This window comes from Pseudomonas sp. B10 (assembly GCF_900156235.1).
GTDB classification, from domain to species: domain Bacteria; phylum Pseudomonadota; class Gammaproteobacteria; order Pseudomonadales; family Pseudomonadaceae; genus Aquipseudomonas; species Aquipseudomonas siliginis.
Window position 1 is genome coordinate 2,185,266 of the sequence record NZ_LT707063.1, and the last position, 22,383, is coordinate 2,207,648.

A 22,383-nucleotide genomic window follows, 5' to 3' on the forward strand; every position below is an offset into this window, starting at 1 on the left:
AGAATAGCCAGCAAGCACTCTCTTTCAAGGATCTCTCCCATGTGGCAAAGCTACGTAAACGGCCTGTTGGTGGCGTTCGGCCTGATCATGGCGATCGGCACGCAGAACGCTTTTGTCTTGGCGCAAAGCCTGCGCCGTGAACACCATTTGCCGGTGGCGGCATTGTGCGTGGTGTGTGACGCAATTCTGGTCGCGGCCGGGGTGTTCGGCCTGGCGACGATTTTGGCGCAGAACCCGACCCTGCTTGCGATCGCCCGTTGGGGCGGTGCGACGTTTCTGATCTGGTACGGCAGCCAGGCACTGCGCCGGGCCTGCTCGAAGCAGAGCCTTGAGCAAGGCGAAAACCAGACCGTGCGCTCGCTGCGCGCAGTGATGCTCAGCGCGCTGGCGGTGACCTTGCTCAACCCTCATGTTTATCTCGATACGGTACTGCTGATCGGCTCGCTGGGCGCGCAGCAATCGGTGCCGGGCGCTTATGTGGTCGGCGCGGCGAGTGCATCGTTGCTGTGGTTTTTCACCCTGGCCCTTGGCGCGGCGTGGCTGGCACCGTGGCTGGCCCGCCCGAGCACCTGGCGCATTCTCGATCTGGTGGTGGCGTTGATGATGTTCGCCGTCGCCGCGCAGTTGATCATCGCCGGATGATTTATTCGCAAAGGCTCTGGAACCTCTATCCCACACAGTTGTTGCGTGGTTAAGGCGCGACCCCGGTGCTATGATCCGAACCCTGCGCCGCAAAGAGTAAAAACTCGCCGGTGCATTTCCGGCCGCCCGTGATCGGCCTTGCGCTCACCGCAACAGACCTGATTAGGAGAATCATCATGGCTTTCGAATTGCCGCCGCTGCCTTACGCACACGATGCCCTGCAGCCGCACATCTCCAAGGAAACCCTGGAGTTCCACCACGACAAGCACCACAACACCTACGTCGTGAACCTGAACAACCTGGTGCCAGGCACCGAGTTTGAAGGCAAGACCCTGGAAGAAATCGTCAAGACTTCTTCGGGCGGCATCTTCAACAACGCCGCTCAGGTCTGGAACCACACTTTCTACTGGAACTGCCTGGCGCCAAACGCCGGCGGTCAACCAACCGGCGCCCTGGCAGATGCCATCAACGCAGCGTTCGGTTCGTTCGACAAGTTCAAGGAAGAATTCAGCAAAACCTCGATCGGCACCTTCGGTTCCGGCTGGGGCTGGCTGGTGAAAAAGGCTGACGGTTCCCTGGCCCTGGCCAGCACCATCGGCGCCGGCAACCCGCTGACCAGCGGCGACACCCCGCTGCTGACCTGCGACGTCTGGGAACACGCTTACTACATCGACTACCGCAACCTGCGTCCGAAGTACGTTGAAGCGTTCTGGAACCTGGTCAACTGGAAGTTCGTGGCCGAGCAGTTCGAAGGCAAAACCTTCACCGCTTAAGCTGCGCGCCAGATGAAAAACCCGGCTTCGGCCGGGTTTTTTTATGCCCGGCGCATGGCGTTTCTCGCACGTTAAAAGCAGCTTCGCGCCGTTTGCCGCCAGCCCCCAGCCGTCTACCATCACAGGCAGGAAAAAATCTTTGGCCCGGTGCTCAAGTTGAAGGCAATTGCAACCGACACAGTTAATTCAGAGCTATTACTCAAATGACGACATTGCGGCCAGGATCACGGCGACTTTTCCCGTGCCCGATTGTCCCTTTGACTGCCAACCCGGGATTGCCAATACTCATGGCAACTTGACGCTACCCGCACGGAACAAGGAATAACCCTTTGAAGCTGGAACTCAAGAACAGCTTGTCGGTGAAGTTGCTCCGGGTCGTGCTCCTGTCGGCATTGATCGTAGGCGTAGTCTTGAGCTGCGCGCAGATTGTCTTCGATGCCTACAAGACCCGTCAGGCGGTCGCCGGCGACGCCGAGCGCATCCTCGACATGTTCCGCGATCCATCGACCCAGGCCGTGTACAGCCTGGACCGGGAAATGGGCATGCAGGTGATCGAGGGGCTGTTCCAGGACGACGCCGTGCGTCAGGCCTCCATCGGCCACCCCAACGAAGCCATGCTCGCGCAGAAATCCCGCGAGCTGCAGCATTCCAACAGTCGTTGGCTGACCGACCTGATTCTCGGCCAGGAACGCACCTTCACCACGCAATTGGTCGGCCGTGGCCCCTACAGCGAATACTACGGCGACCTGAGCATCACCCTCGACACCGCCACCTATGGCGAAGGGTTTATCGTCAGCTCAGTGATCATTTTCATTTCCGGCGTGCTGCGCGCACTCGCATTGGGCCTGGTGCTCTATCTGGTCTATCACTGGCTGCTGACCAAACCGCTGTCACGAATCATCGAGCACCTCACCGAGATCAATCCGGATCGCCCCAGCGAGCACAAGATTCCGCAGATCAAGGGCCACGAAAAAAACGAGTTGGGCCTGTGGATCAACACCGCCAACCAGTTGCTCGAGTCCATCGAACGCAACACCCACCTGCGCCACGAAGCGGAAAACAGCCTGCTGCGCATGGCCCAGTACGACTTCCTCACCGGTCTGCCGAATCGCCAGCAATTGCAGCAGCAACTGGACAAGATTCTCGTCGATGCCGGCAAGTTGCAGCGCCGGGTCGCGGTGTTGTGCGTCGGCCTGGATGACTTCAAAGGCATCAACGAGCAATTCAGCTATCAGACCGGCGACCAATTGCTGCTGGCCCTGGCCGATCGTTTACGTGCCCACAGCGGTCGTCTCGGCGCCCTCGCCCGCCTCGGCGGCGATCAGTTCGCGCTGGTGCAGGCCGACATTGAACAGCCTTACGAAGCAGCAGAACTGGCCCAGAGCATTCTCGATGACCTCGAGGCACCGTTCGCCCTCGACGATCAGGAAATCCGCCTGCGCGCGACCATCGGCATCACCCTGTTCCCCGAGGACGGCGACAGCACCGAGAAGCTGTTGCAGAAAGCCGAGCAGACCATGACCCTGGCCAAGACCCGCTCGCGCAATCGCTATCAGTTCTACATCGCCAGCGTCGACAGCGAGATGCGCCGTCGTCGCGAGCTGGAAAAAGATTTGCGCGATGCGCTGATCCGCGACCAGTTCTACCTCGTCTACCAACCGCAGATCAGCTATCGCGATCACCGCGTGGTTGGCGTCGAAGCACTGATTCGCTGGCAACATCCGGAACACGGGCTGGTGCCACCGGACCTGTTCATTCCGCTGGCCGAACAGAACGGCACGATCATCGCCATCGGCGAGTGGGTGCTCGATCAGGCCTGCAAGCAATTGCGCGAGTGGCACGATCAGGGTTTTGTCGATCTGCGCATGGCGGTCAATCTGTCCACCGTGCAACTGCACCACGCCGAGCTGCCACGGGTGGTCAATAACCTGTTGCAGATGTACCGTCTGCCGCCGCGCAGTCTGGAACTGGAGGTCACCGAAACCGGCCTGATGGAAGACATCACCACCGCCGCCCAGCACTTGCTCAGCCTGCGCCGCTCCGGTGCACTGATCGCGATCGACGACTTCGGCACCGGCTACTCGTCCCTCAGTTATCTGAAAAGCCTGCCGCTGGACAAGATCAAGATCGACAAGAGCTTCGTCCAGGACCTGCTCGATGACGACGATGACGCGACCATCGTTCGCGCGATCATCCAACTGGGCAAGAGCCTTGGCATGCAGGTGATTGCCGAGGGCGTGGAAACCGCCGAGCAGGAAACCTACATCATTTCCGAGGGTTGCCACGAAGGTCAGGGCTACCACTACAGCAAACCGCTGCCAGCGCGGGAGCTGGGCATTTACCTCAAGCAGGCGCAACGCAGCAACGCGGCGATTCTCTGAAAGCGACAGATCGCGCCATCACACCTGCCTAAATAAGAAATATTTCCAAGCACGCCTTTACACATAATGCGAAAGATTTGCATTATGTCGCAGTTTTGCGCGCCACCGGCGCCAGTCCACTCAACTACCGAAGCAGGATGTTCGCCATGATTCGTATGCCTCTGGCTACCGCCAGTCTGCTGGCCATCGCTATTTCCCTCGCCGGTTGCGGCGAAGGCAAGGACAAAGAAAAAGCCTCCGAAATGACTCCGGCTTCCAGCAGCGCTGCTCCAGCCCCTGCCGCTGCGCCTGCTCCTGCCGCCGGTAAAGTTGACGATGCCGCCGCCAAGGCTGTGGTCGCGCACTACGCCGATATGGTCTTCGCCGTTTACAGCGATGCCGAATCCACCGCGAAAACCCTGCAAACTGCGGTCGACGCGTTCCTCGCCAAGCCGAACGCCGACACCCTGAAAGCCGCCAAGGCTGCCTGGGTCGCCGCCCGCGTGCCGTATCTGCAGAGCGAAGTATTCCGCTTCGGCAACACCATCATCGACGACTGGGAAGGTCAGGTTAACGCCTGGCCATTGGACGAGGGCTTGATCGACTACGTCGACAAATCCTACGAGCACGCACTGGGTAACCCGGGCGCCAGCGCCAACATCATCGCCAACACCGAAGTTCAGGTCGGCGAAGACAAAGTCGACGTGAAAGAGATCACCCCGGAAAAACTCGCCAGCCTCAACGAGCTGGGCGGTTCCGAGGCGAACGTTGCCACCGGGTACCACGCGATCGAATTCCTGCTCTGGGGCCAGGATCTGAACGGCACCGGCCCTGGCGCTGGCAACCGTCCGGCCTCGGACTACCTGGAAGGCGCCGGCGCCACCGGTGGTCACAACGAGCGTCGTCGTGCCTATCTGAAAGCCGTGACCCAACTGCTGGTCAGTGATCTGGAAGAAATGGTCGCCAACTGGAAGCCGAACGTGGCCGACAACTACCGCGCCACGCTGGAAGCCGAGCCAGGCGAAACCGGCCTGCGCAAAATGCTCTTCGGCATGGGCAGCCTGTCCCTGGGTGAACTGGCGGGCGAGCGCATGAAGGTTTCCCTGGAAGCCAACTCCCCTGAAGACGAGCAGGATTGCTTCAGCGACAACACCCACTACTCGCACTTCTACGACGCCAAAGGCATTCGTAATGTTTACCTGGGCGAGTACACCCGTGTTGACGGCACCAAGATGACCGGCGCCAGCCTGTCGTCGCTGGTGGCCAAGGCCGATCCGGCTGCCGACACCGCGCTGAAAGCCGATCTGGCCGCGACCGAAGCGAAGATCCAGGTCATGGTCGATCACGCCAACAAGGGTGAGCACTACGACCAGTTGATCGCTGCCGGCAACACCGCTGGCAACCAGGTCGTTCGCGACGCCATCGCCGCGCTGGTCAAGCAGACCGGCTCGATCGAAGCCGCTGCCGGCAAACTGGGCATCAGCGACCTGAACCCGGACAGCGCCGATCACGAATTCTGATCACAGCGTCCGCGTCAAAAAGAGGCGACCTTCGGGTCGCCTTTTTCATTATTGGCACACCACTATCCCTGTGGGAGCGAGCCTGCTCGCGAAGGCTTTATCCGGCGCAGCATTTTCAGCGCGTCGGGCATCGCTTTCGCGAGCAGGCTCGCTCCCACAGTGTTGGCATGCGCTTCAAAGCTTGCGCGATATCAAGCAAACGATAATTCCTCTTATTCAAACTCCCCCGCCCTGTTAGACTTTGCGCCTTTGTTTTCGCCCGTTTGCAGGATGTCTGATGCTGTCGTTGCCGCTTCGCTTGTCCGCACTGTTGCTGGCCCTGGGCCTGAGTGCCTGCGATGACGCCCCGCGTTTCACCAAGGCCGAGCCGGGTGAAGCGCGTTCGGGCGGTGCGGCGACTGTGCGCAAGAGCGATCAGAACGCCTTCTCCCTGCCATCGGCCAACCTGCCGCCCTCGCGGCGGGTGGACTTCAGTGTCGGCAACAGCTTCTTTCGCAGCCCGTGGGTGATCGCGCCGTCGACCACCACGGCCCGCGACGGCCTCGGCCCGTTGTTCAATACCAACGCCTGCCAGAACTGCCACATCAAGGACGGTCGCGGTCATCCGCCGGCACCTGATGCAAGCAATGCGGTGTCAATGCTGGTGCGCCTGTCGATTCCCGACGCGCCGCCCTACGCCAAAGTCATCCAACAGCTCGGCGTGGTGCCGGAGCCGGTATATGGCGGGCAATTCCAGGACATGGCCGTGCCCGGCGTTGCCCCGGAAGGGAAGGTGCGGGTCGACTACACACCGGTGCCCGTACGCTTCAAGGACGGCACCGAGATCGAGTTGCGCAAACCGACCCTGCAGATCACCCAACTCGGTTACGGCCCGATGCACCCGGACACGCGTTTTTCCGCGCGGGTGGCGCCGCCGATGATTGGTCTGGGCCTGCTCGAAGCCATCCCCGAGGAGGCGATCCTCGCCAACGCCGCCGCCCAGGCGAAAGAGAACAATGGCATCAACGGCCGGCCCAACCGTGTCTGGGATGACCAGTTGCAGAAAACCGTCATCGGCCGGTTCGGCTGGAAAGCCGGGCAACCGAATCTCAATCAGCAGAACGTTCACGCGTTCTCCGGTGACATGGGCCTGACCACCAGCCTGCGGCCGTTCGACGATTGCACCGAGGCGCAGACTGCCTGCAAACAGGCGCCGAACGGCAATGGTCCCGACGGCGAACCGGAAGTCAGCGACAACATTCTGCGGCTGGTGCTGTTCTACAGCCGCAACCTGGCAGTGCCGGCGCGCCGTGGCGTCAACGATCCACAGGTGCTGGCCGGCAAGAATCTGTTTTTCCAGGCCGGTTGCCAGTCGTGCCACACGCCTAAATACACCACCGCCGCCGATGCCGCCGAACCGGAATTGGCCAATCAGGTGATTCGTCCGTACAGCGACTTGCTGCTGCATGACATGGGCGAAGGCCTGGCGGACAACCGCACCGAATTTCAGGCCTCCGGCCGCGACTGGCGCACGCCGCCGTTGTGGGGGATTGGTCTGACGCAAGCGGTCAGCGGTCACACCCAGTTTTTGCATGACGGTCGCGCACGTAACCTGCTCGAAGCGGTGCTCTGGCATGGCGGCGAAGCGTCGGCGGCGCAGCAACAGGTTTTGTCTTTCAATGCCGAGCAGCGCGCTGCGTTGCTGGCGTTTCTGAACTCACTTTAAATACTGTAAAAGCATCGGGAGCCCGACATGTTCCGTCCCAAGTTACTGTTCACCAGCCTTGCCGCGCTCGCCCTCGGCGCCTGCTCGCCGCAGGACCCGCAAGCGGTCACTTCGGCGGCGATCGCCAAATCGGTGATCCTGCCGACCTACACTCGCTGGGTCGAAGCCGACCGGCAACTGGCGGTCAGCGCCCTCGCCTACTGCCAGGGCAAAGAGACCCTGGAAACCGCCCGTGCCGACTTCCTTCACGCGCAGAAAGCCTGGGCCGAGTTGCAACCGCTGCTGATCGGTCCGCTGGCCGAGGGCAATCGTTCGTGGCAAGTGCAGTTCTGGCCGGACAAGAAAAACCTCGTCGGCCGTCAGGTCGAGCAACTGGTCGTCGCCCAGCCGCAGATCGATGCCGCCGCACTGGCCAAATCCAGCGTCGTGGTGCAAGGCCTGTCGGCTTACGAATACATCCTCTTCGACGCCAAGCCTGACGTCGCCAACGACGCGCAAAAGGCCAAATACTGCCCGCTGCTGATCGCCATCGGCGAACGCCAGAAGCAACTGGCCGAAGAAATCCTGCAGGGCTGGAACAACACCGACGGCATGCTCGCGCAGATGAGCAAGTTCCCCAACCAGCGCTACGCCGACTCTCACGAAGCGATCGCCGATCTGCTGCGCGTCCAAGTGACGGCACTGGATACCCTGAAGAAAAAACTCGGCACGCCAATGGGCCGCCAGAGCAAAGGCGTGCCGCAGCCATTCCAGGCGGATGCGTGGCGCAGCCAGTCGTCGCTGACCGCACTGGAAGCCAGCCTTGCCGCCGCCAAAACCGTCTGGGAAGGCGTCGACAACAAAGGCCTGCGCGGTCTGCTGCCGGCGGAGCAGAAACCGTTGGCGGACAAGATCGATGCCGCCTATGCCGCTTCGCTGAAGCTGTTCGACAGCACCCAGCGCTCGCTGGGCGAAATGCTCGAAGACGACGCCGGGCGCCAGCAACTCAACGATATCTACGACAGCCTCAACGTCGTCCATCGCCTGCATGAAGGCGAGCTGGCCAAGGCGTTGGGCATCCAACTGGGCTTCAACGCCAACGACGGTGACTGATGAGGGCGAGTGCCATGCTGCGACGTCAGGTTCTGACTTTAGGTAGTGCACTGCTGGGAGCAGTGACGCTGGGCGGCTGGACGCTGTTCAAACGCAAGGATCAGAGCCCGCTGTTGCTGTCGGCGCGCGATGACAGCGACGGCAAGCATTACGCCGTCGGTTATCGGCTCGACGGTACGCGGGTGTTCGCCACCCACGTCGGTCAGCGTTGCCACGACATCATCAACCACCCAACACAGCCGCTGGCGCTGTTCGTCGCGCGGCGTCCGGGTACCGAGAGTTACCTGATCGACCTGCGCGACGGCACGTTGCTGCAGACCGTGACGTCGCAGCCGAACCGGCACTTCTACGGCCACGCCGTGGTGCACAAGGACGGCGAATACCTGTACGCCACCGAAAACGATACGACCGATCCTGGTCGCGGTTTGCTCGGTGTGTATAAGTTCGAAGGCGAGCGGCTGGTGCACACGGGCGAGATTTCCACCCATGGCCTCGGCCCGCATCAGGTGTCGTGGATGCCCGACGGCGAGACGCTGGTGGTGGCCAACGGCGGGATTCGCACCGAGGCGGAAAGCCGCGTCGACATGAACCTTAACGCCATGGAACCGAGTCTGGTGTTGATGCAGCGCGACGGCACGTTGCTGAGCAAGGAAACCCTCGCCCAGCAGATGAACAGCGTGCGCCACCTGGGCATCGCCAGTGACGGCACCATCGTTGCCGGTCAGCAATTCATGGGGCCGTCCCACGAGCGCTCGGAGCTGTTGGCGATCAAGCGACCGGGACAAGCGTTCGTGGCGTTCCCGGTAGCGGATGATCAGTTGCAGGCGATGGGTCACTACACCGCCAGCGTCGCCGTGCACAGCGATCTGCGTCTGGTCGCGTTGACGGCGCCGCGCGGCAATCGCTTCTTTATCTGGGATCTGGACAGCGGCGAACTGCGCCTCGATGCGCCGCTGCCGGATTGCGCCGGCGTCGGTGCGGTAAAGGATGGCTTTGTCGTGACCTCGGGTCAGGGCCGTTGCCGTTACTACGATTGCCGCCAGGAACAACTGCTGGCCAAGCCGCTGGAATTGCCGGCGGGGCTCTGGGACAACCATCTGCACTTGATGGCCTGATACCCCCCATTTTTGAGATGGCCCCCCATCCTGTGGCGAGGGGATTTATCCCCGTTGGGTGGCGCAGCCGCCCTTAAAACTGCAATTGCGGTATGACTGAAGGATTCAGGGGGCCGCTTCGCAGCCCAACGGGGATAAATCCCCTCGCCACAGGATTCATATCCGGCCTTCACGTAATAACTGCCAGTTGGAATCCCCACCTGACTCGGAGTAATGTGCCCGCCTGTCTCATGATTTATCCAAGGAACTGGACATATGCTGCGTCGCCGCATGCTGATCATGTTGGGTGTTGTTTTGCTGATCGTTCTGGTACTGGGCGGATACAAAGCCTTTTCGATCTACACGATGATCCAGGGCTTTTCCAAGCCCAAGCCGCCGATCAGCGTCGCCGTGGCCACTGCCGGCGAACAGCCGTGGCAGATGCGCCTGCCCACCGTCGGCACGCTCAAGGCACTGCAAGGTGTCGACTTGAGTCTGGAAGTCGCCGGCACCGTCACTGAACTCAAATTCGAATCCGGGCAGAAGGTCAAGGCCGGGCAACCGCTGCTGCAACTCGACAGCGCCGTGGAGACTGCCCTGCTGGAAACTGCCCGCGCCGATTTAGGCCTGGCACAACTGGACTTCGGCCGTGGCGCGCAACTGGTCGACAGCCGCGCGATCTCCAAAGGCGAGTACGACCGCCTCTCCGCCGTTCTCCAAAAGAACAAGGCGACGGTCAATCAGCTCAACGCGTCGCTGGCGAAAAAGCGTATCCTCGCGCCATTCAGCGGCACCATCGGCATCCGCCAGGTCGACGTCGGCGACTACCTCGCCAGCGGTACCAAAATCGCCACGTTGCAGGATTTGAGCAGCCTCTACGCTGACTTCTACGTGCCGGAACAAGCGGTGCCGAAACTCGCTATCGGCCAGCCCGTGCAGTTCACCGTCGCCGCGTATCCGGGGCAGAACTTTGTCGGCAAGATCAGCGCGATCAACCCGATCGTCGAAAGCACCACGCGCAACATCCTCGTCCGCGCCACCCTCGCCAACCCCGACGGCAAACTGTTGCCGGGCATGTTCGCCAGCCTGGAAGTGCTGCTGCCTGATCCGCAAAAGCACATCGTGGTGCCGGAGAGCGCGATCACCTACACCCTGTACGGCAACTCGGTGTACGTGGTCGGGCAGAAGAAGGCCGAGGACGGCAGCGTTGCCAAGGATGACAACGGCCAACCGCTGCTGATTGCCGAGCGGCGCTTCGTCGAGACCGGTGAACGCCGCGATGGCCTGGTGATGATCAACAAGGGCGTGCAGAGCGGCGAACAAGTGGTAACGGCGGGCCAGATCAAACTGGACAACGGTGCCCACATCGCCATCAGCGACGACAAGACCCTCGGCGAGCAGAACAGTCCGCCTCGCGCCGACTGATCAAGGAATCCCCATGGCTTTTACCGATCCGTTCATCCGCCGCCCGGTGCTCGCCACCGTGGTCAGCCTGCTGATTGTGCTGCTGGGCTTCCAGGCCTGGAGCAAGCTGCCCCTGCGCCAGTACCCGCAGATGGAAAACGCCCTGATCACGGTGACCACGGCTTATCCCGGGGCCAACGCCGAAACCATTCAGGGCTACATCACCCAGCCGATGCAACAGAGCCTGGCCAGCGCCGAAGGCATCGATTACATGACCTCGGTCAGCCGGCAGAACTTCTCGGTGATTTCGATCTACGCGCGCATCGGTGCCAACACCGACCGCTTGTTCACCGAACTGCTGGCCAAGGCCAACGAGGTGAAGAACAAGCTGCCGCAGGACGCCGAAGACCCGGTGCTGAGCAAGGAGTCCGCCGACGCTTCGGCGCTGATGTACATCAGTTTCTTCAGCAAGGACCTGAGCAACCCGCAGATCACCGACTACCTGTCGCGGGTCATCCAGCCAAAACTGGCGACGCTGCCGGGCATGGCCGAAGCGGAGATTCTCGGCAACCAGGTGTTTGCCATGCGCCTGTGGCTCGACCCGGTGAAACTCGCCGGCTTTGGCCTCAGTGCCGCCGACGTGACTGCGGCGGTGCGCCAGTACAACTTCCTCTCGGCGGCGGGCGAAGTGAAAGGCGAGTACACCGTCACCAGCATCAACGCCAACACCGAACTGAAATCCGCCGAGGCCTTCGCGGCGATTCCGCTCAAGGTCGATGGTGACAGCCGCGTGCTGCTGCGTGATGTCGCGCGGGTGGAAATGGGCGCGGAAAACTACGACTCGATCAGCTCGTTCGGCGGCACGCCGTCGGTGTACATCGGCATCAAGGCCACCCCCGGCGCCAACCCGCTGGACGTGATCAAGGAAGTGCGCAAGCTGATGCCCGAGCTGGAAGCGCAGCTGCCGCCGAATCTGAAAAGCGAGATCGCCTACGACGCCACGCTGTTCATTCAGGCCTCGATCGATGAGGTGGTGAAGACCTTGTTCGAAGCGGTACTGATCGTCATCGTCGTGGTGTTCCTGTTCCTCGGCGCGTTGCGCTCGGTGGTGATCCCGGTGGTGACCATTCCGCTGTCGATGATCGGCGTGATGTTCTTCATGCAGATGATGGGTTACTCGATGAACCTGCTGACGCTGCTGGCCATGGTTCTGGCCATCGGTCTGGTGGTGGACGATGCGATTGTCGTGGTGGAAAACATCCACCGGCACATCGAGGAAGGCAAGACGCCGTTCGACGCAGCCCTGGAAGGCGCCCGGGAAATCGCCATGCCGGTGGTGTCGATGACCATCACCCTGGCGGCGGTGTATGCGCCGATCGGTTTCCTCACCGGGCTGACCGGGGCGTTGTTCAAGGAGTTCGCCCTGACCCTGGCCGGCGCGGTGGTGATCTCCGGTGTCGTCGCCCTGACACTGTCGCCGATGATGTGCGCGTTTCTGCTGCGCCACGAAGAGAATCCCAGCGGCCTGGCCCATCGTCTCGACCGAGTCTTTGAAGGCCTCAAGCGCCGTTATCAAAGCATGCTGCATGGCACGCTGAATACTCGGCCGGTCGTGCTGGTGTTTGCAGTGATCGTGCTGTGCCTGATTCCGGTGTTTCTCAAGTTCACCAAGTCGGAACTGGCCCCGGACGAGGACCAGGGCATCATTTTCATGATGGCCAGCGCGCCGCAGCCGACCAACCTCGACTACCTGAGCACCTACACCGACGAGTTCATCACCATCTTCAAGGAGTTTCCCGAGTACTACTCCTCGTTCCAGATTAACGGCTACAGCGGCGTGCAGGCCGGTATCGGCGGTTTCCTGCTCAAGCCGTGGAATGAGCGCAGCCGCACGCAGATGGAAATCCTCCCCGAGGTGCAGAGCAAACTGGAGAGCATTCCCGGCCTGCAGATCTTCGGTTTCAACCTGCCCTCCCTGCCCGGCACCGGTGAAGGCCTGCCCTTCGAATTCGTGATCAACACCGCCAATGACTACGAGCTGCTGCTGCAAGTCGCCGAGCGCATCGAGAAACGCGCCATGGAGTCGGGCAAGTTCGCCTTCGTCGACCTCGATCTGGCATTCGACAAGCCGGAAGTAGTGGTCGATATCGACCGCGACAAGGCCGCGCAGATGGGCGTGTCGATGCTTGACCTCGGCAGCACGCTGGCGACCTTGCTCGGCGAGGCGGAGATCAACCGCTTCACCATCGACGGGCGCAGCTACAAGGTCATCGCCCAGGTTGAACGGGCCTACCGCGACAACCCGGACTGGCTGAACAATTACTACGTGAAAAACACTCAGGGCGAATTGCTGCCGCTGTCGACCTTGATCAAGGTCAGCGACCGCGCACGGCCGCGCCAGCTCAATCAGTTCCAGCAGCTCAACGCGGCGAAGATTTCCGGTTTCCCGCTGGTGAGCATGGGCGAAGCCATCGACACCGTGCTACAGATTGCCCGCGAAGAAGCACCGGCCGGGTTTGCCTTCGATTACGGTGGTGCCTCGCGCCAGTACGTGCAGGAAGGCAGCGCATTGTGGGTCACGTTCGCCCTGGCGCTGGCGATCATCTTTCTGGTGCTGGCCGCACAGTTTGAAAGCTTCCGCGATCCGTTGGTGATTCTGGTGACCGTACCGCTGTCGATCTGCGGCGCGCTGATCCCGTTGTTCCTTGGCTGGTCGAGCATGAACATCTACACCCAGGTCGGGTTGGTGACGCTGATCGGCCTGATCAGCAAGCACGGCATCCTGATCGTCGAATTCGCCAACCAGTTGCGCAAGGACAAGGGCCTGAGCGCCCGTGAAGCGGTGGAGGAAGCAGCGGCAATTCGCTTGCGCCCGGTGCTGATGACAACGGCGGCAATGGTGTTCGGCATGGTGCCGCTGATTCTGGCCACCGGGGCGGGAGCCGTGAGCCGTTTTGATATCGGCATGGTGATTGCCACGGGGATGTCGATTGGCACGTTGTTTACGCTGTTCGTGCTGCCGTGTGTTTATACCTTCCTTGCTAAGCCAGATGCCAGATAAGCACATTTCCCTGTGGGAGCGAGCCTGCTCGCGAATGCGGTATTTCAGTTGCATTGATGTCGACTGACACACCTTCGCGAGCAGGCTCGCTCCCACAGAGGACGATATGTATCTTGAAAGTTGTGGAATAAAAAAGGCCTCGCAATTGCGAGGCCTTTTATTTGGGCTTGAAGCGTGTCAACTGGCTGGCCTCATCCCTTGAGACAGTCCGAACATGAACAACAGCAAATCATGATCGGGCTGGGTCGCCACGGAGGCCTTCGCCACCCGTGGAACCGAACAATGAGCGTCGTTCCCGGACGCCCCTATGACCTGCATGCGCGGCTGCTCCCAGGCAGCCACCGCCAGTGAAGCAACTGCCAAGGCCCCGACCAGGAACAAACCTCGTGCAATTTCGAGTTTCATCGCTATAAACCTTTGATAGCGCTGCCAAACGCCGTCTCATAAAAGTAGACGAGTTTTTTCCAGTCGGCATCGCGGAACGACGAATGGCGACGCAGTTGCTTCATGTCATGCTGCGCGGCGCGATAGGGGGTCAGACGCTGACGGCACTTTTCCAGATCGATCAGCGCCACTTCAACCTTCGCCGCTTCGCCTTCACCGGTGACGCGAACGAAAACGTGCTTGATGTAAATGCAGCTGTGCTGCCAGCGGCCCTTGTGCATGCGCGCCAGGTTCTCGGCGAGGTCCTTGAGGACTTTCTCGTAGACCACGTCGCCACATTGATCGCGACCACCGGCAGCGGCCAGCCACTGCTCCAACTCCTGGAAACCGTCGAGGGATTTGGTGACAAGCAGCGCGCGCCACTTGTGTTGCGGATCAGGCTGAGCGCCGCAAAAGACGATTTGCGGTACGCGCACGCCGAGTTTGCTCACGCCGGTCAGCGCATCGAGTTCACGCAATACGGTCGGGCGACCGAAGGGGTGCAACCAGCTGCGATAGATGTGCCCGGTCTGGCGCTTGGCGTAAAGCAACTGGCCGTCACGGCCGATGATGCGCTGCACACCACTTTCGCCACCACGGCGCACGTTGGGCTCTTCCACCCATTCGCCACGCTGGGCCCAGTAATAATCGAAACCGTCCTGTGGAGCGACATTCGCTTCAACTGCTGCTTGCACTGCCATCCTCTACCTCTTGCGTAATACGTAAACCCGCCACATCGCATAGAGCGGTATAAAGTCCAGTTGTTCCTGAATGCGGAAACCCGCCTGTTCAAATTCTTTTTCGATCGTCGCCGCCGGAATCAGAAAGCGATTCTGGTAATCACGATTCGGCCGGTCGAGCTCGGCGCGCTTGCGCTTCCAAGCCTTGAAGTTGCCATCGACCCACAATGAAACAATCACGCTGTCACGGGTTACCCGCTCGAATTCACGCAGGATCACCTTGCGGTGCTCGGCTTCACCGATATGGTGAAGAAGGCGCATGCAGAAGATGCTGTCGACCGCATTATCCGGCAGGGCAATATCGAACGCCGAGGTGTGCAGCGGTTGTACACGCTTGACCACATCGGCTGGTTGCCCTTGCAGCGCGGTGTTGATCATCGACTCGGAATTGTCCGCACCGATGATTACCCGGTTGGGTTTCTCCGCGAGCATTGGCCAGAAGCGTCCGGCACCGCAGGGCAGATCCAGCACCAGGCCGGGATCCCCCGCCAGCGCCAGAGCCTTGCGACCCAATTGCTCGTCGCGCCAGTGCGACAGGCGGCGGCCAACGCTTTCCTTGTGCTTGCGCAGGTAACGTTGTGCGTGTTGGTCGTCGTACTTTTCGGAAAAATCGAGCTTGATCGGGTCGGCCATCATCTGGACTCCTGTTCTGATGAAACCACCTTAAACAGCGGCGTGTCAGCGTCAGGTCATCCAATTGTGAAAATTCTGTCAGGTAAATCTGAGAAGTATTACAACGTTATACAGGATTTAGACAGGTGGGCGGGAGTAGCCTCGAGCCACTATTTGCCGGTATTCCCGCCAAGATCTACCTCGAATCGGCAGCCATTGGGGTCCATCGTGCTCAGGCTGACTGTCCAGCCCTGGTTTTCGCAGATGCGCTGGACCAGCGACAGGCCCAAGCCGAGACCCTCTCCACGTTTCTCGCTACCGCGCACAAACGGCTCGAACATCGCCTCGCGTTTTTCCTCAGGAATACCTACCCCTGAGTCCTCGACGATGAAGCCGCTGGCGGTAAGGGTAAGGCGAATGAAGCCCTCTTCAGTGTAATGCAGTGCGTTACGCAGCAAGTTGCCCATCACCGCATTGAGCAAAGTCGCGTTGTAACGTGTGTCCGGTGGATCGCCCGGCTCGAACATCAGCGTCAGGCCCTTGCGCTCGATCGGCTCGCGCCACAGGCACAGCAGGCTTTCGGCTACTTGAGTGAGGTTTTGCTGCGGCGCGGCGCCGGCCTCTTCGTTCTGTGCGCGTGCCAGCATCAGGAAGGTCTGCACCAGCTCGCGCATCTCCTCGCTGGCCCGAGCAATACGCTCGACCTGAGCGCGACCGCGCTGATCGATACCGGGGTTTTCCAGCAGCAGTTCGCAGGAACTGGCCAGGACCATCAGCGGCGTGCGCAATTCATGGCTGACGTCGCTGGTGAACAAACGCTCGCGGTTCAGCGCCTGACGCAAGCGCCCCAGCGTGGCATCGAACGCCACCGCCAGTTCACCGACTTCATCCGCTGCATAATCCGGCGCCAGGGGCGGCGCCAGCCCCAGCAGCTGGTCGCGATGCCGCACCTGCCGCGCCAGGCGCACCACCGGCGCCATCACCTTGCGCGCGAGCACCCAGCCAAGAAACACCGCCAGCGCCAGACTGAGCACGAAGCCCACCAGCACCACCGCAAACAGCACGCGCTCGCGCTCTTCGAAATCGCTTTGGTCCTGCAGCAAGACATAACGCCGACCATCCACCACTTCGACCATGGCGTGATAGGACAGCTGCTCGCGAAAGACCTCATGGAAACCGGCATCGAGGTGACGCAGATCCTTGGGCAGGTCGAAATCACCCGGCCCGCCGCTGAAGTAGAACAACTGATCCGGCTCGGGCCGATGGCTCCAGTCGGAGACATTGTCCATCAGCAGCAAACGTTGCAGGTCGCCGCCCAGCCCTGCGGAAATCAGTTTCTCTTCCACCAGGTGCACCGTCGCAACGATGCCCATGGCGAAAGCGCCGGCGACCAGTGCGCTCATCAACGCAAAGGCGATGATGATCCGCTGGGAAAGACTCTGCTTAAACTCCATCTCGGCCCTCGGCCAAGCGATAACCGACACCGTGCACGGTGTGCAGCAGTGGCTTGGCGAATGGCTTGTCGATCACCTGGCGCAATTGGTGAACATGGCTGCGCAGGCTGTCGCTGTCCGGGCAGTCATCGCCCCACAGCGCTTCCTCGAGAATCTCCCGACGCAGCACGTGCGGGCTCTTCTGCATCAACACCGCGAGCAGCTTGAGACCCACCGGGTTGAGCTTGAGCAGCTTGCCTTCGCGGGTCACTTCCAGGGTGTCGAGGTCGTAGCTCAGGTCACCGACCTGCAATGCGCGGCGACCGCCGCCCTGAGCACGGCGCATGACCGCTTCGACGCGGGCGGCCAGCTCGGACAGCGCAAACGGTTTGATCAGATAATCGTCGGCGCCGGACTTGAAGCCCTGCAGACGGTCGTCGAGTTGGTCGCGGGCGGTCAGCATGATCACCGGCGTGTCACGCCGGGCGTCTTCACGCAGACGCTTGCACAAGGTGTAGCCGTCGATGCCGGGCAGCATGATGTCGAGCACGATCAGGTCGTAATGCTCGGTCGCCGCCAGATGCAGACCGGACAGACCATCCTGGGCGCAATCGACGGTATAGCCCTTGAGGCCCAGGTAATCGGCCAGATTGGCCAGGATGTCGCGGTTGTCTTCGACCAGCAGAATTCGCATGGACATCTCCTCCGAACGGGGTAACGGCCGTCTTGGCCCGCGCAGCTTACGGCCAAGTATGGCTCAGGGCTAGGGGCGTTTTTCGATAAACCTGCACTGCGCGCGCTGCGACGTTTTTTTCACTTTCGGTTAACAAATCGCCGACGCCAGCGCGCGCAGACTCCGCGCGGTTACGCTCTCTCCTCCGTTCATCGACCAAGGAACCTGCCATGGTGTCGACCTCTGCCCTTCCCGCTTCAAGACCGCTGAACTGGTGGTTGTGTCTGGGCATTCCCGCAGCGGCGGCGATCATTCTGCTGTTGCTCGAACTGACCGATCTGGACATGGTTCTGGCGCAAATGTTCTACGACCCGGTCGCCGGGGATTTCGTCGGACGGCACAGCTTTTTTCTTGAAGACATCCTGCATGACCGGGCGAAACAGCTGGTGATCGGCTTCTCGGTGTTTGCCATTCTGGGTTTTATCGGCGCGTTTTTCATCGAACGGCTGAAACCGTTCAAGCGCGAACTCGGCTGCCTGGTGCTGTCGCTGGGGCTGGCGACTTCATTTGTCACTCCGGTCAAAGCCGTCACCGCTGTGCAGTGCCCATGGAGCCTGGAGCAATTCGGCGGTCACGAGACCTACAGCAAACTCATGGAACATCGCCCCGCCACGGACAAGCCGGGACGTTGCTGGCCCGGCGGCCACGCGGCGACCGGGTTCACCCTGTTTGCACTGTTCTTCGTGCTGCGCGACCGCCGTCCACGACTGGCGCGGCAGGCGTTTGTGTTCGCCTTTGCGCTGGGTTCGGTGTTCTCGATCAGTCGCATGATGCAAGGCGCGCACTTCTTTTCGCACAACGTGTGGACGGCGATTTTCTGCTGGCTGATTTGCCTGGGGGCTTATTACTGGGTGCTGTATCGCCCGCCTGGCAAGACTTCGACGGTTGTCAAAGCACTCCCCGTCAGCGCTTGATCGGACGCCATCGCTGGCAAGCCAGCTCCCACAGGGACTGAGGGTGTTCACACACTATGTGCCTGACCTTGGATTCCTGTGGGAGCTGGCTTGCCAGCGATGGCCACACCTCCGTCTGTAGCCCACCCCGGAATTGGGGCAATAAAAAAACCCCGCTGACTTTCGCCAGCGGGGTTTTGCGTTACAGGGCCAGGGCTGGCTTACATCATGCCGCCCATGCCACCCATGCCGCCCATGTCTGGCATACCGCCGCCAGCTGCACCTTCTTTCTTCGGTGCGTCGGCAACCGCTGCTTCGGTGGTCAGGATCAGACCGCCGATCGAGGCTGCAGCTTGCAGAGCCGAACGGGTTACCTTGGTTGGGTCCAGGATGCCCATTTCGATCATGTCGCCGTATTCGCCGGAAGCTGCGTTGTAACCGAAGTTACCTTTGCCGTTCTTCACTTCGTTGACGACTACGCTTGGCTCGTCACCGGAGTTGGCAGCGATCTGACGCAGCGGCGCTTCAACAGCGCGACGCAGCACAGCGATACCAACGTTCTGGTCAGCGTTGTCGCCGGTCAGCTCGGTCAGTGCTTCCAGAGCACGGATCAGCGCCACGCCACCGCCAGGTACCACGCCTTCTTCAACGGCTGCGCGGGTTGCGTGCAGGGCGTCTTCAACGCGGGCTTTCTTCTCTTTCATTTCAACTTCGGAACCAGCGCCAACCTTGATCACTGCAACGCCGCCGGACAGCTTGGCCAGACGCTCTTGCAGTTTTTCACGGTCGTAGTCCGAGGAAGTTTCGGCAACCTGGGCACGGATCTGAGCGATACGGCCTTCGATGTCTGCCTGCACGCCAGCACCGTCAACGATGATGGTGTTTTCCTTGGACAGGGTGACGCGCTTGGCGTTACCCAGGTGTTCCAGGGTGGTGCTTTCCAGGCTCAGACCGATCTCTTCGGAGATAACGGTACCGCCGGTCAGAACGGCGATGTCCTGCAGCATGGCCTTGCGACGGTCGCCGAAGCCCGGTGCCTTGACGGCAGCGACTTTGACGATGCCACGCATGTTGTTCACAACCAGAGTCGCTAGGGCTTCGCCTTCAACGTCTTCGGCCACGATCAGCAGTGGGCGGCCGGCTTTGGCAACGGCTTCCAGCACTGGCAGCATTTCGCGGATGTTCGAGATCTTCTTGTCGACCAGCAGGATCAGCGGGCCGTCGAGCTCGGCAACCATGGTGTCCGGCTTGTTGACGAAGTATGGCGACAGGTAGCCACGGTCGAACTGCATGCCTTCTACAACCGACAGTTCGTTTTCCAGGCCCGAGCCTTCTTCAACGGTGATCACGCCTTCTTTACCGACTTTTTCCATGGCTTCGGCAATGATGTCGCCGATGGAGTTGTCGGAGTTGGCCGAGATGGTGCCTACCTGAGCGATGGCTTTGAAGTCAGCGCATGGCTTGGACAGGGCTTTGAGTTCTTTGACAATGGCGATGGTCGCCTTGTCGATGCCGCGCTTGAGGTCCATCGGGTTCATGCCGGCAGCGACGGCTTTCAGGCCTTCGTTGACGATCGACTGAGCCAGAACGGTAGCGGTGGTAGTACCGTCACCAGCGTCATCGTTGGCACGGGAGGCAACGTCTTTGACCAGCTGCGCGCCCATGTTTTCGAAGCGGTCATCCAGTTCGATTTCTTTCGCGACGGAAACGCCGTCCTTGGTGATGGTCGGAGCGCCGAAGCTCTTCTCGATAACCACGTTACGGCCTTTCGGGCCCAGGGTCGCTTTTACCGCGTCAGCCAGAACGTTGACGCCTTTGAGCATCTTGGTGCGGGCGGCATCGCCGAACTTAACTTCTTTAGCAGCCATGATCGATATTCCTTAAATACTTTGTAGTAGCGGGAAAATGAACGGGGATATCAGCCTTCGATAACCGCGAGGATTTCGTTCTCGCTCATTACCAGCAGGTCTTCGCCATCGACTTTCACAGTGTTGCTGCCGGAGTAAGGACCGAACACAACCTTGTCGCCTTCCTTCACGGACAGTGCACGCACTTCACCGTTTTCCAGAGCTTTGCCCGGGCCTACAGCGAGAATCACACCGTGGTTGGCTTTTTCAGCAGCCGAACCTGGCAGGACGATACCGCCAGCGGTTTTCTTTTCTTCTTCGCTGCGACGGATGACGACGCGGTCATGCAGAGGACGAAGCTTCATTGTCGATCTCTCCTAATTGTGGTTTTCATCGGCCGGTGTAGTCCCGGCGGGTTTAACGAATCCGGCCTGCGCCGGTTGCGGTCCGTCGAGCGAACCGCGCAAGTCTGTCCGGTTTGAATACCGGAAACCTTTCGGTGACCGATACATAGGGGCGTACAAGCCGATTACAAGGGCTGGCGGAAAAAATTTTTCATCCAGACACGGTAAATAACAGCCATAAACGAGCACGGCACCCGCAGGTGCCGTGTCGATGCTGATGTCACTTGTTGTCGCGATGTTCGAACTCGCCTTCGATCACATTCGGCTCCCGACCGAGCGGCTCGCGCGGGGCCGGGCCGCCACGGGGTTGCAGGTCGTCGGCGAAGGCACGCTGGCGCATGGCCTGGTCTTCAGCACGCTGGCGCATTTTGTTCGCCAGCAGACGACGGGTGACCGGCAACAGCATCACCAGACCGACCACGTCACTGATGAAGCCGGGAATGATCAACAGGCCGCCGGCCAGTGCCAGCATCAGGCCTTCGAGCATGGTCTGCGCGGGCAACTCGCCGCGATTCAGGCTTTCCCGGGCACGCAATGCGGTGGCCAGACCGGCGACGCGCAGCACGAACACACCGAACATCGAGCCGAGAATGATCAGCAGCAGGGCCGGGAAGAACCCGATAGAGCCTGCCACTTTGACGAATACGAACAGCTCCAGCACTGGAAACAGCAGAAAGAGCAACAGAAAAGGGCGCATCAAAGTTTCCTCAACGCAAGAAATGCCTTGCAGTAAGCCTTAGATGACGTCGCCCTTGCGTGAATTCAAGCTTAACTTTGCGCTTTTTTCGGCCAGGACTGGGCGTGAGCCAGAGAAACCAAGGCCTCGCGCACTTGTGTCGGCGTATTACATGGCGCCGCGAAGGGCAACCAGTAGACGGCCTGACCGATGCGCAGGTGCATGCCTTCGCTGTCGATGCCGGCCAGTTGCGCCGGCGTGCTGTTGGGCAGCCCGGCCAGCTCGACGTAATGGGCGATGGCCTTGGCGTGATCGCTGTTCATGTGCTCGACCATGCTGATTTCAGCCTTGCCGGCGAACGGGTTGGCCAAGGTCAGATCGTCGATCCAGTGGATCGCACCAAAGCCGCCGATGTAGCGATGGCGCACCGGATTGAGCACCCAGAAATCGAAATCGTGGGCCTGGTGATAATTCTGCGAGTCGGGGAAATAGCGGTAATAGCGTTCGGCGGCAGCCTCGATGGCTGCCGGTTCTGCGAGCTTCTGCGCTTCGGCCAGATAGGTCAGACGCCCGACCGCCTGCACATCGTCGGCCTCGCGCTCGCCCACCAGCATCGAGCACTTCGGATCTTTCTGCAGGTTATGCGTGTGCTGGGCGATGCGGCTGATCAGGATCAGCGGCCGGCCCTGCTCATCCAGGCAATACGGCACAACCGAGCCAAAGGGAAAACCCGGCATCGATTTGGAGTGGGTCGACAGCACTCCACGGTATTCCTTGAGAAGCAATTCTCGGGCATTCTTCGCCACTTCAGCGCTCAATTTGTGACTCCTTAAATGGGTTCCGTCTAGAAAACGGACAGGCGCGCAGCGAAAAGTAACCGGCGCGCATCGGGCAAATGTTCGTGTGCTACCAGGCCGGACCGGTGCCGATCGAGCGTTGCCGACAACAAAAACAACTCAGACCTGCCAGCG

Annotated in this window: 19 protein-coding genes; 10 read left to right on the forward strand and 9 right to left on the reverse strand. The window is 60.6% G+C overall.

Going from position 1 to position 22,383, the window contains the following annotated elements; genetic code table 11:
- The first annotated feature begins 39 nt into the window (after positions 1 to 39).
- From BXA01_RS09725 to BXA01_RS09765, 9 genes are all read left to right on the forward strand, one after another.
- Positions 40 to 642 (forward strand): LysE/ArgO family amino acid transporter, encoded by a 603-nt coding sequence (locus BXA01_RS09725; RefSeq protein WP_016773432.1) that lies wholly within the window; start codon positions 40 to 42, stop codon positions 640 to 642.
- A gap of 176 nt (positions 643 to 818) precedes the next feature.
- A complete protein-coding gene (locus tag BXA01_RS09730; RefSeq protein WP_016773431.1) occupies positions 819 to 1,415 on the forward strand; it encodes a superoxide dismutase in 597 nt (198 codons plus the stop codon).
- Positions 1,416 to 1,744: 329 nt separating this feature from the next.
- Complete coding sequence (locus BXA01_RS09735; RefSeq protein ID WP_016773430.1) at positions 1,745 to 3,796, forward strand: putative bifunctional diguanylate cyclase/phosphodiesterase; 2,052 nt, start codon at positions 1,745 to 1,747, stop codon at positions 3,794 to 3,796.
- Positions 3,797 to 3,942: 146 nt separating this feature from the next.
- Positions 3,943 to 5,295, forward strand: coding sequence for an imelysin family protein (locus tag BXA01_RS09740; protein WP_076563990.1), 1,353 nt, complete (start codon positions 3,943 to 3,945; stop codon positions 5,293 to 5,295).
- Between the two features lie 280 nt (positions 5,296 to 5,575).
- The gene (locus BXA01_RS09745; protein ID WP_442961916.1) at positions 5,576 to 7,000 is read left to right on the forward strand and encodes a di-heme oxidoreductase family protein; all 1,425 of its coding nucleotides are present in this window, start codon (positions 5,576 to 5,578) and stop codon (positions 6,998 to 7,000) included.
- A gap of 27 nt (positions 7,001 to 7,027) precedes the next feature.
- Entirely contained in the window at positions 7,028 to 8,092 is a 1,065-nt protein-coding gene (locus BXA01_RS09750; RefSeq protein WP_056789978.1) for an imelysin family protein, read from the forward strand.
- Between the two features lie 14 nt (positions 8,093 to 8,106).
- Positions 8,107 to 9,207, forward strand: a complete 1,101-nt coding sequence (locus tag BXA01_RS09755) for a DUF1513 domain-containing protein (RefSeq protein ID WP_076563992.1) — start codon at positions 8,107 to 8,109, stop codon at positions 9,205 to 9,207.
- Between the two features lie 255 nt (positions 9,208 to 9,462).
- Positions 9,463 to 10,611, forward strand: coding sequence for an efflux RND transporter periplasmic adaptor subunit (locus tag BXA01_RS09760; RefSeq protein WP_076563993.1), 1,149 nt, complete (start codon positions 9,463 to 9,465; stop codon positions 10,609 to 10,611).
- A 13-nt stretch (positions 10,612 to 10,624) separates the two neighbouring features.
- Positions 10,625 to 13,651 (forward strand): multidrug efflux RND transporter permease subunit, encoded by a 3,027-nt coding sequence (locus tag BXA01_RS09765; RefSeq protein WP_076563994.1) that lies wholly within the window; start codon positions 10,625 to 10,627, stop codon positions 13,649 to 13,651.
- Between the two features lie 177 nt (positions 13,652 to 13,828).
- Here the strand turns inward: BXA01_RS09765 and BXA01_RS09770 are convergent, their stop codons facing one another.
- The 5 genes from BXA01_RS09770 to colR form a co-directional block, all read right to left on the reverse strand.
- Positions 13,829 to 14,056 carry a hypothetical protein gene (locus tag BXA01_RS09770; RefSeq protein WP_016773424.1) on the reverse strand — a complete coding sequence of 76 codons (228 nt, stop codon included), beginning with the start codon at positions 14,054 to 14,056 and terminating at the stop codon, positions 13,829 to 13,831.
- A gap of 2 nt (positions 14,057 to 14,058) precedes the next feature.
- Positions 14,059 to 14,775 (reverse strand): lipopolysaccharide kinase InaA family protein, encoded by a 717-nt coding sequence (locus tag BXA01_RS09775; RefSeq protein WP_076563995.1) that lies wholly within the window; start codon positions 14,773 to 14,775, stop codon positions 14,059 to 14,061.
- 3 nt (positions 14,776 to 14,778) lie between these two features.
- Positions 14,779 to 15,447, reverse strand: a complete 669-nt coding sequence (locus tag BXA01_RS09780; RefSeq protein ID WP_076567698.1) for a class I SAM-dependent methyltransferase — start codon at positions 15,445 to 15,447, stop codon at positions 14,779 to 14,781.
- 149 nt (positions 15,448 to 15,596) lie between these two features.
- The gene (locus BXA01_RS09785; RefSeq protein ID WP_076563996.1) at positions 15,597 to 16,880 is read right to left on the reverse strand and encodes a sensor histidine kinase; all 1,284 of its coding nucleotides are present in this window, start codon (positions 16,878 to 16,880) and stop codon (positions 15,597 to 15,599) included.
- Positions 16,870 to 17,553: a two-component system response regulator ColR gene (colR, locus tag BXA01_RS09790; protein ID WP_041479855.1), complete on the reverse strand. Its 684-nt coding sequence runs from the start codon at positions 17,551 to 17,553 to the stop codon at positions 16,870 to 16,872. The genes BXA01_RS09785 and colR overlap by 11 nt, the downstream gene beginning before the upstream one ends.
- 209 nt (positions 17,554 to 17,762) lie before the next feature.
- On the opposite strand from colR, the gene BXA01_RS09795 reads away from it, so the two are divergent.
- Positions 17,763 to 18,506, forward strand: a complete 744-nt coding sequence (locus BXA01_RS09795; protein ID WP_076563997.1) for a phosphatase PAP2 family protein — start codon at positions 17,763 to 17,765, stop codon at positions 18,504 to 18,506.
- 200 nt (positions 18,507 to 18,706) lie between these two features.
- Here the strand turns inward: BXA01_RS09795 and groL are convergent, their stop codons facing one another.
- The 4 genes from groL to BXA01_RS09815 form a co-directional block, all read right to left on the reverse strand.
- Positions 18,707 to 20,353 (reverse strand): chaperonin GroEL, encoded by a 1,647-nt coding sequence (gene groL, locus BXA01_RS09800; RefSeq protein ID WP_016773419.1) that lies wholly within the window; start codon positions 20,351 to 20,353, stop codon positions 18,707 to 18,709.
- A gap of 50 nt (positions 20,354 to 20,403) precedes the next feature.
- Complete coding sequence (locus BXA01_RS09805) at positions 20,404 to 20,697, reverse strand: co-chaperone GroES (protein ID WP_007916610.1); 294 nt, start codon at positions 20,695 to 20,697, stop codon at positions 20,404 to 20,406.
- 259 nt (positions 20,698 to 20,956) lie between these two features.
- Positions 20,957 to 21,433 (reverse strand): FxsA family protein, encoded by a 477-nt coding sequence (locus BXA01_RS09810; RefSeq protein ID WP_016773418.1) that lies wholly within the window; start codon positions 21,431 to 21,433, stop codon positions 20,957 to 20,959.
- Positions 21,434 to 21,504: 71 nt separating this feature from the next.
- Entirely contained in the window at positions 21,505 to 22,230 is a 726-nt protein-coding gene (locus BXA01_RS09815; RefSeq protein ID WP_056789994.1) for a HugZ family pyridoxamine 5'-phosphate oxidase, read from the reverse strand.
- Positions 22,231 to 22,383 lie beyond the last annotated feature (153 nt).

Bases quoted from the DNA above. Each gene is read 5' to 3' on its own strand.
- BXA01_RS09725 (WP_016773432.1), top strand. From the start codon at position 40: ATGTGGCAAAGCTACGTAAACGGCCTGTTGGTGGCGTTCGGCCTGATC.
- BXA01_RS09730 (WP_016773431.1), top strand. From the start codon at position 819: ATGGCTTTCGAATTGCCGCCGCTGCCTTACGCACACGATGCCCTGCAG.
- BXA01_RS09740 (WP_076563990.1), top strand. From the start codon at position 3,943: ATGATTCGTATGCCTCTGGCTACCGCCAGTCTGCTGGCCATCGCTATT.
- BXA01_RS09750 (WP_056789978.1), top strand. From the start codon at position 7,028: ATGTTCCGTCCCAAGTTACTGTTCACCAGCCTTGCCGCGCTCGCCCTC.
- BXA01_RS09755 (WP_076563992.1), top strand. From the start codon at position 8,107: ATGCTGCGACGTCAGGTTCTGACTTTAGGTAGTGCACTGCTGGGAGCA.
- BXA01_RS09760 (WP_076563993.1), top strand. From the start codon at position 9,463: ATGCTGCGTCGCCGCATGCTGATCATGTTGGGTGTTGTTTTGCTGATC.
- BXA01_RS09765 (WP_076563994.1), top strand. From the start codon at position 10,625: ATGGCTTTTACCGATCCGTTCATCCGCCGCCCGGTGCTCGCCACCGTG.
- BXA01_RS09770 (WP_016773424.1), bottom strand. From the start codon at position 14,056: ATGAAACTCGAAATTGCACGAGGTTTGTTCCTGGTCGGGGCCTTGGCA.
- BXA01_RS09775 (WP_076563995.1), bottom strand. From the start codon at position 14,775: ATGGCAGTGCAAGCAGCAGTTGAAGCGAATGTCGCTCCACAGGACGGT.
- BXA01_RS09780 (WP_076567698.1), bottom strand. From the start codon at position 15,447: ATGGCCGACCCGATCAAGCTCGATTTTTCCGAAAAGTACGACGACCAA.
- BXA01_RS09785 (WP_076563996.1), bottom strand. From the start codon at position 16,880: ATGGAGTTTAAGCAGAGTCTTTCCCAGCGGATCATCATCGCCTTTGCG.
- colR (WP_041479855.1), bottom strand. From the start codon at position 17,553: ATGCGAATTCTGCTGGTCGAAGACAACCGCGACATCCTGGCCAATCTG.
- BXA01_RS09795 (WP_076563997.1), top strand. From the start codon at position 17,763: ATGGTGTCGACCTCTGCCCTTCCCGCTTCAAGACCGCTGAACTGGTGG.
- groL (WP_016773419.1), bottom strand. From the start codon at position 20,353: ATGGCTGCTAAAGAAGTTAAGTTCGGCGATGCCGCCCGCACCAAGATG.
- BXA01_RS09805 (WP_007916610.1), bottom strand. From the start codon at position 20,697: ATGAAGCTTCGTCCTCTGCATGACCGCGTCGTCATCCGTCGCAGCGAA.
- BXA01_RS09810 (WP_016773418.1), bottom strand. From the start codon at position 21,433: ATGCGCCCTTTTCTGTTGCTCTTTCTGCTGTTTCCAGTGCTGGAGCTG.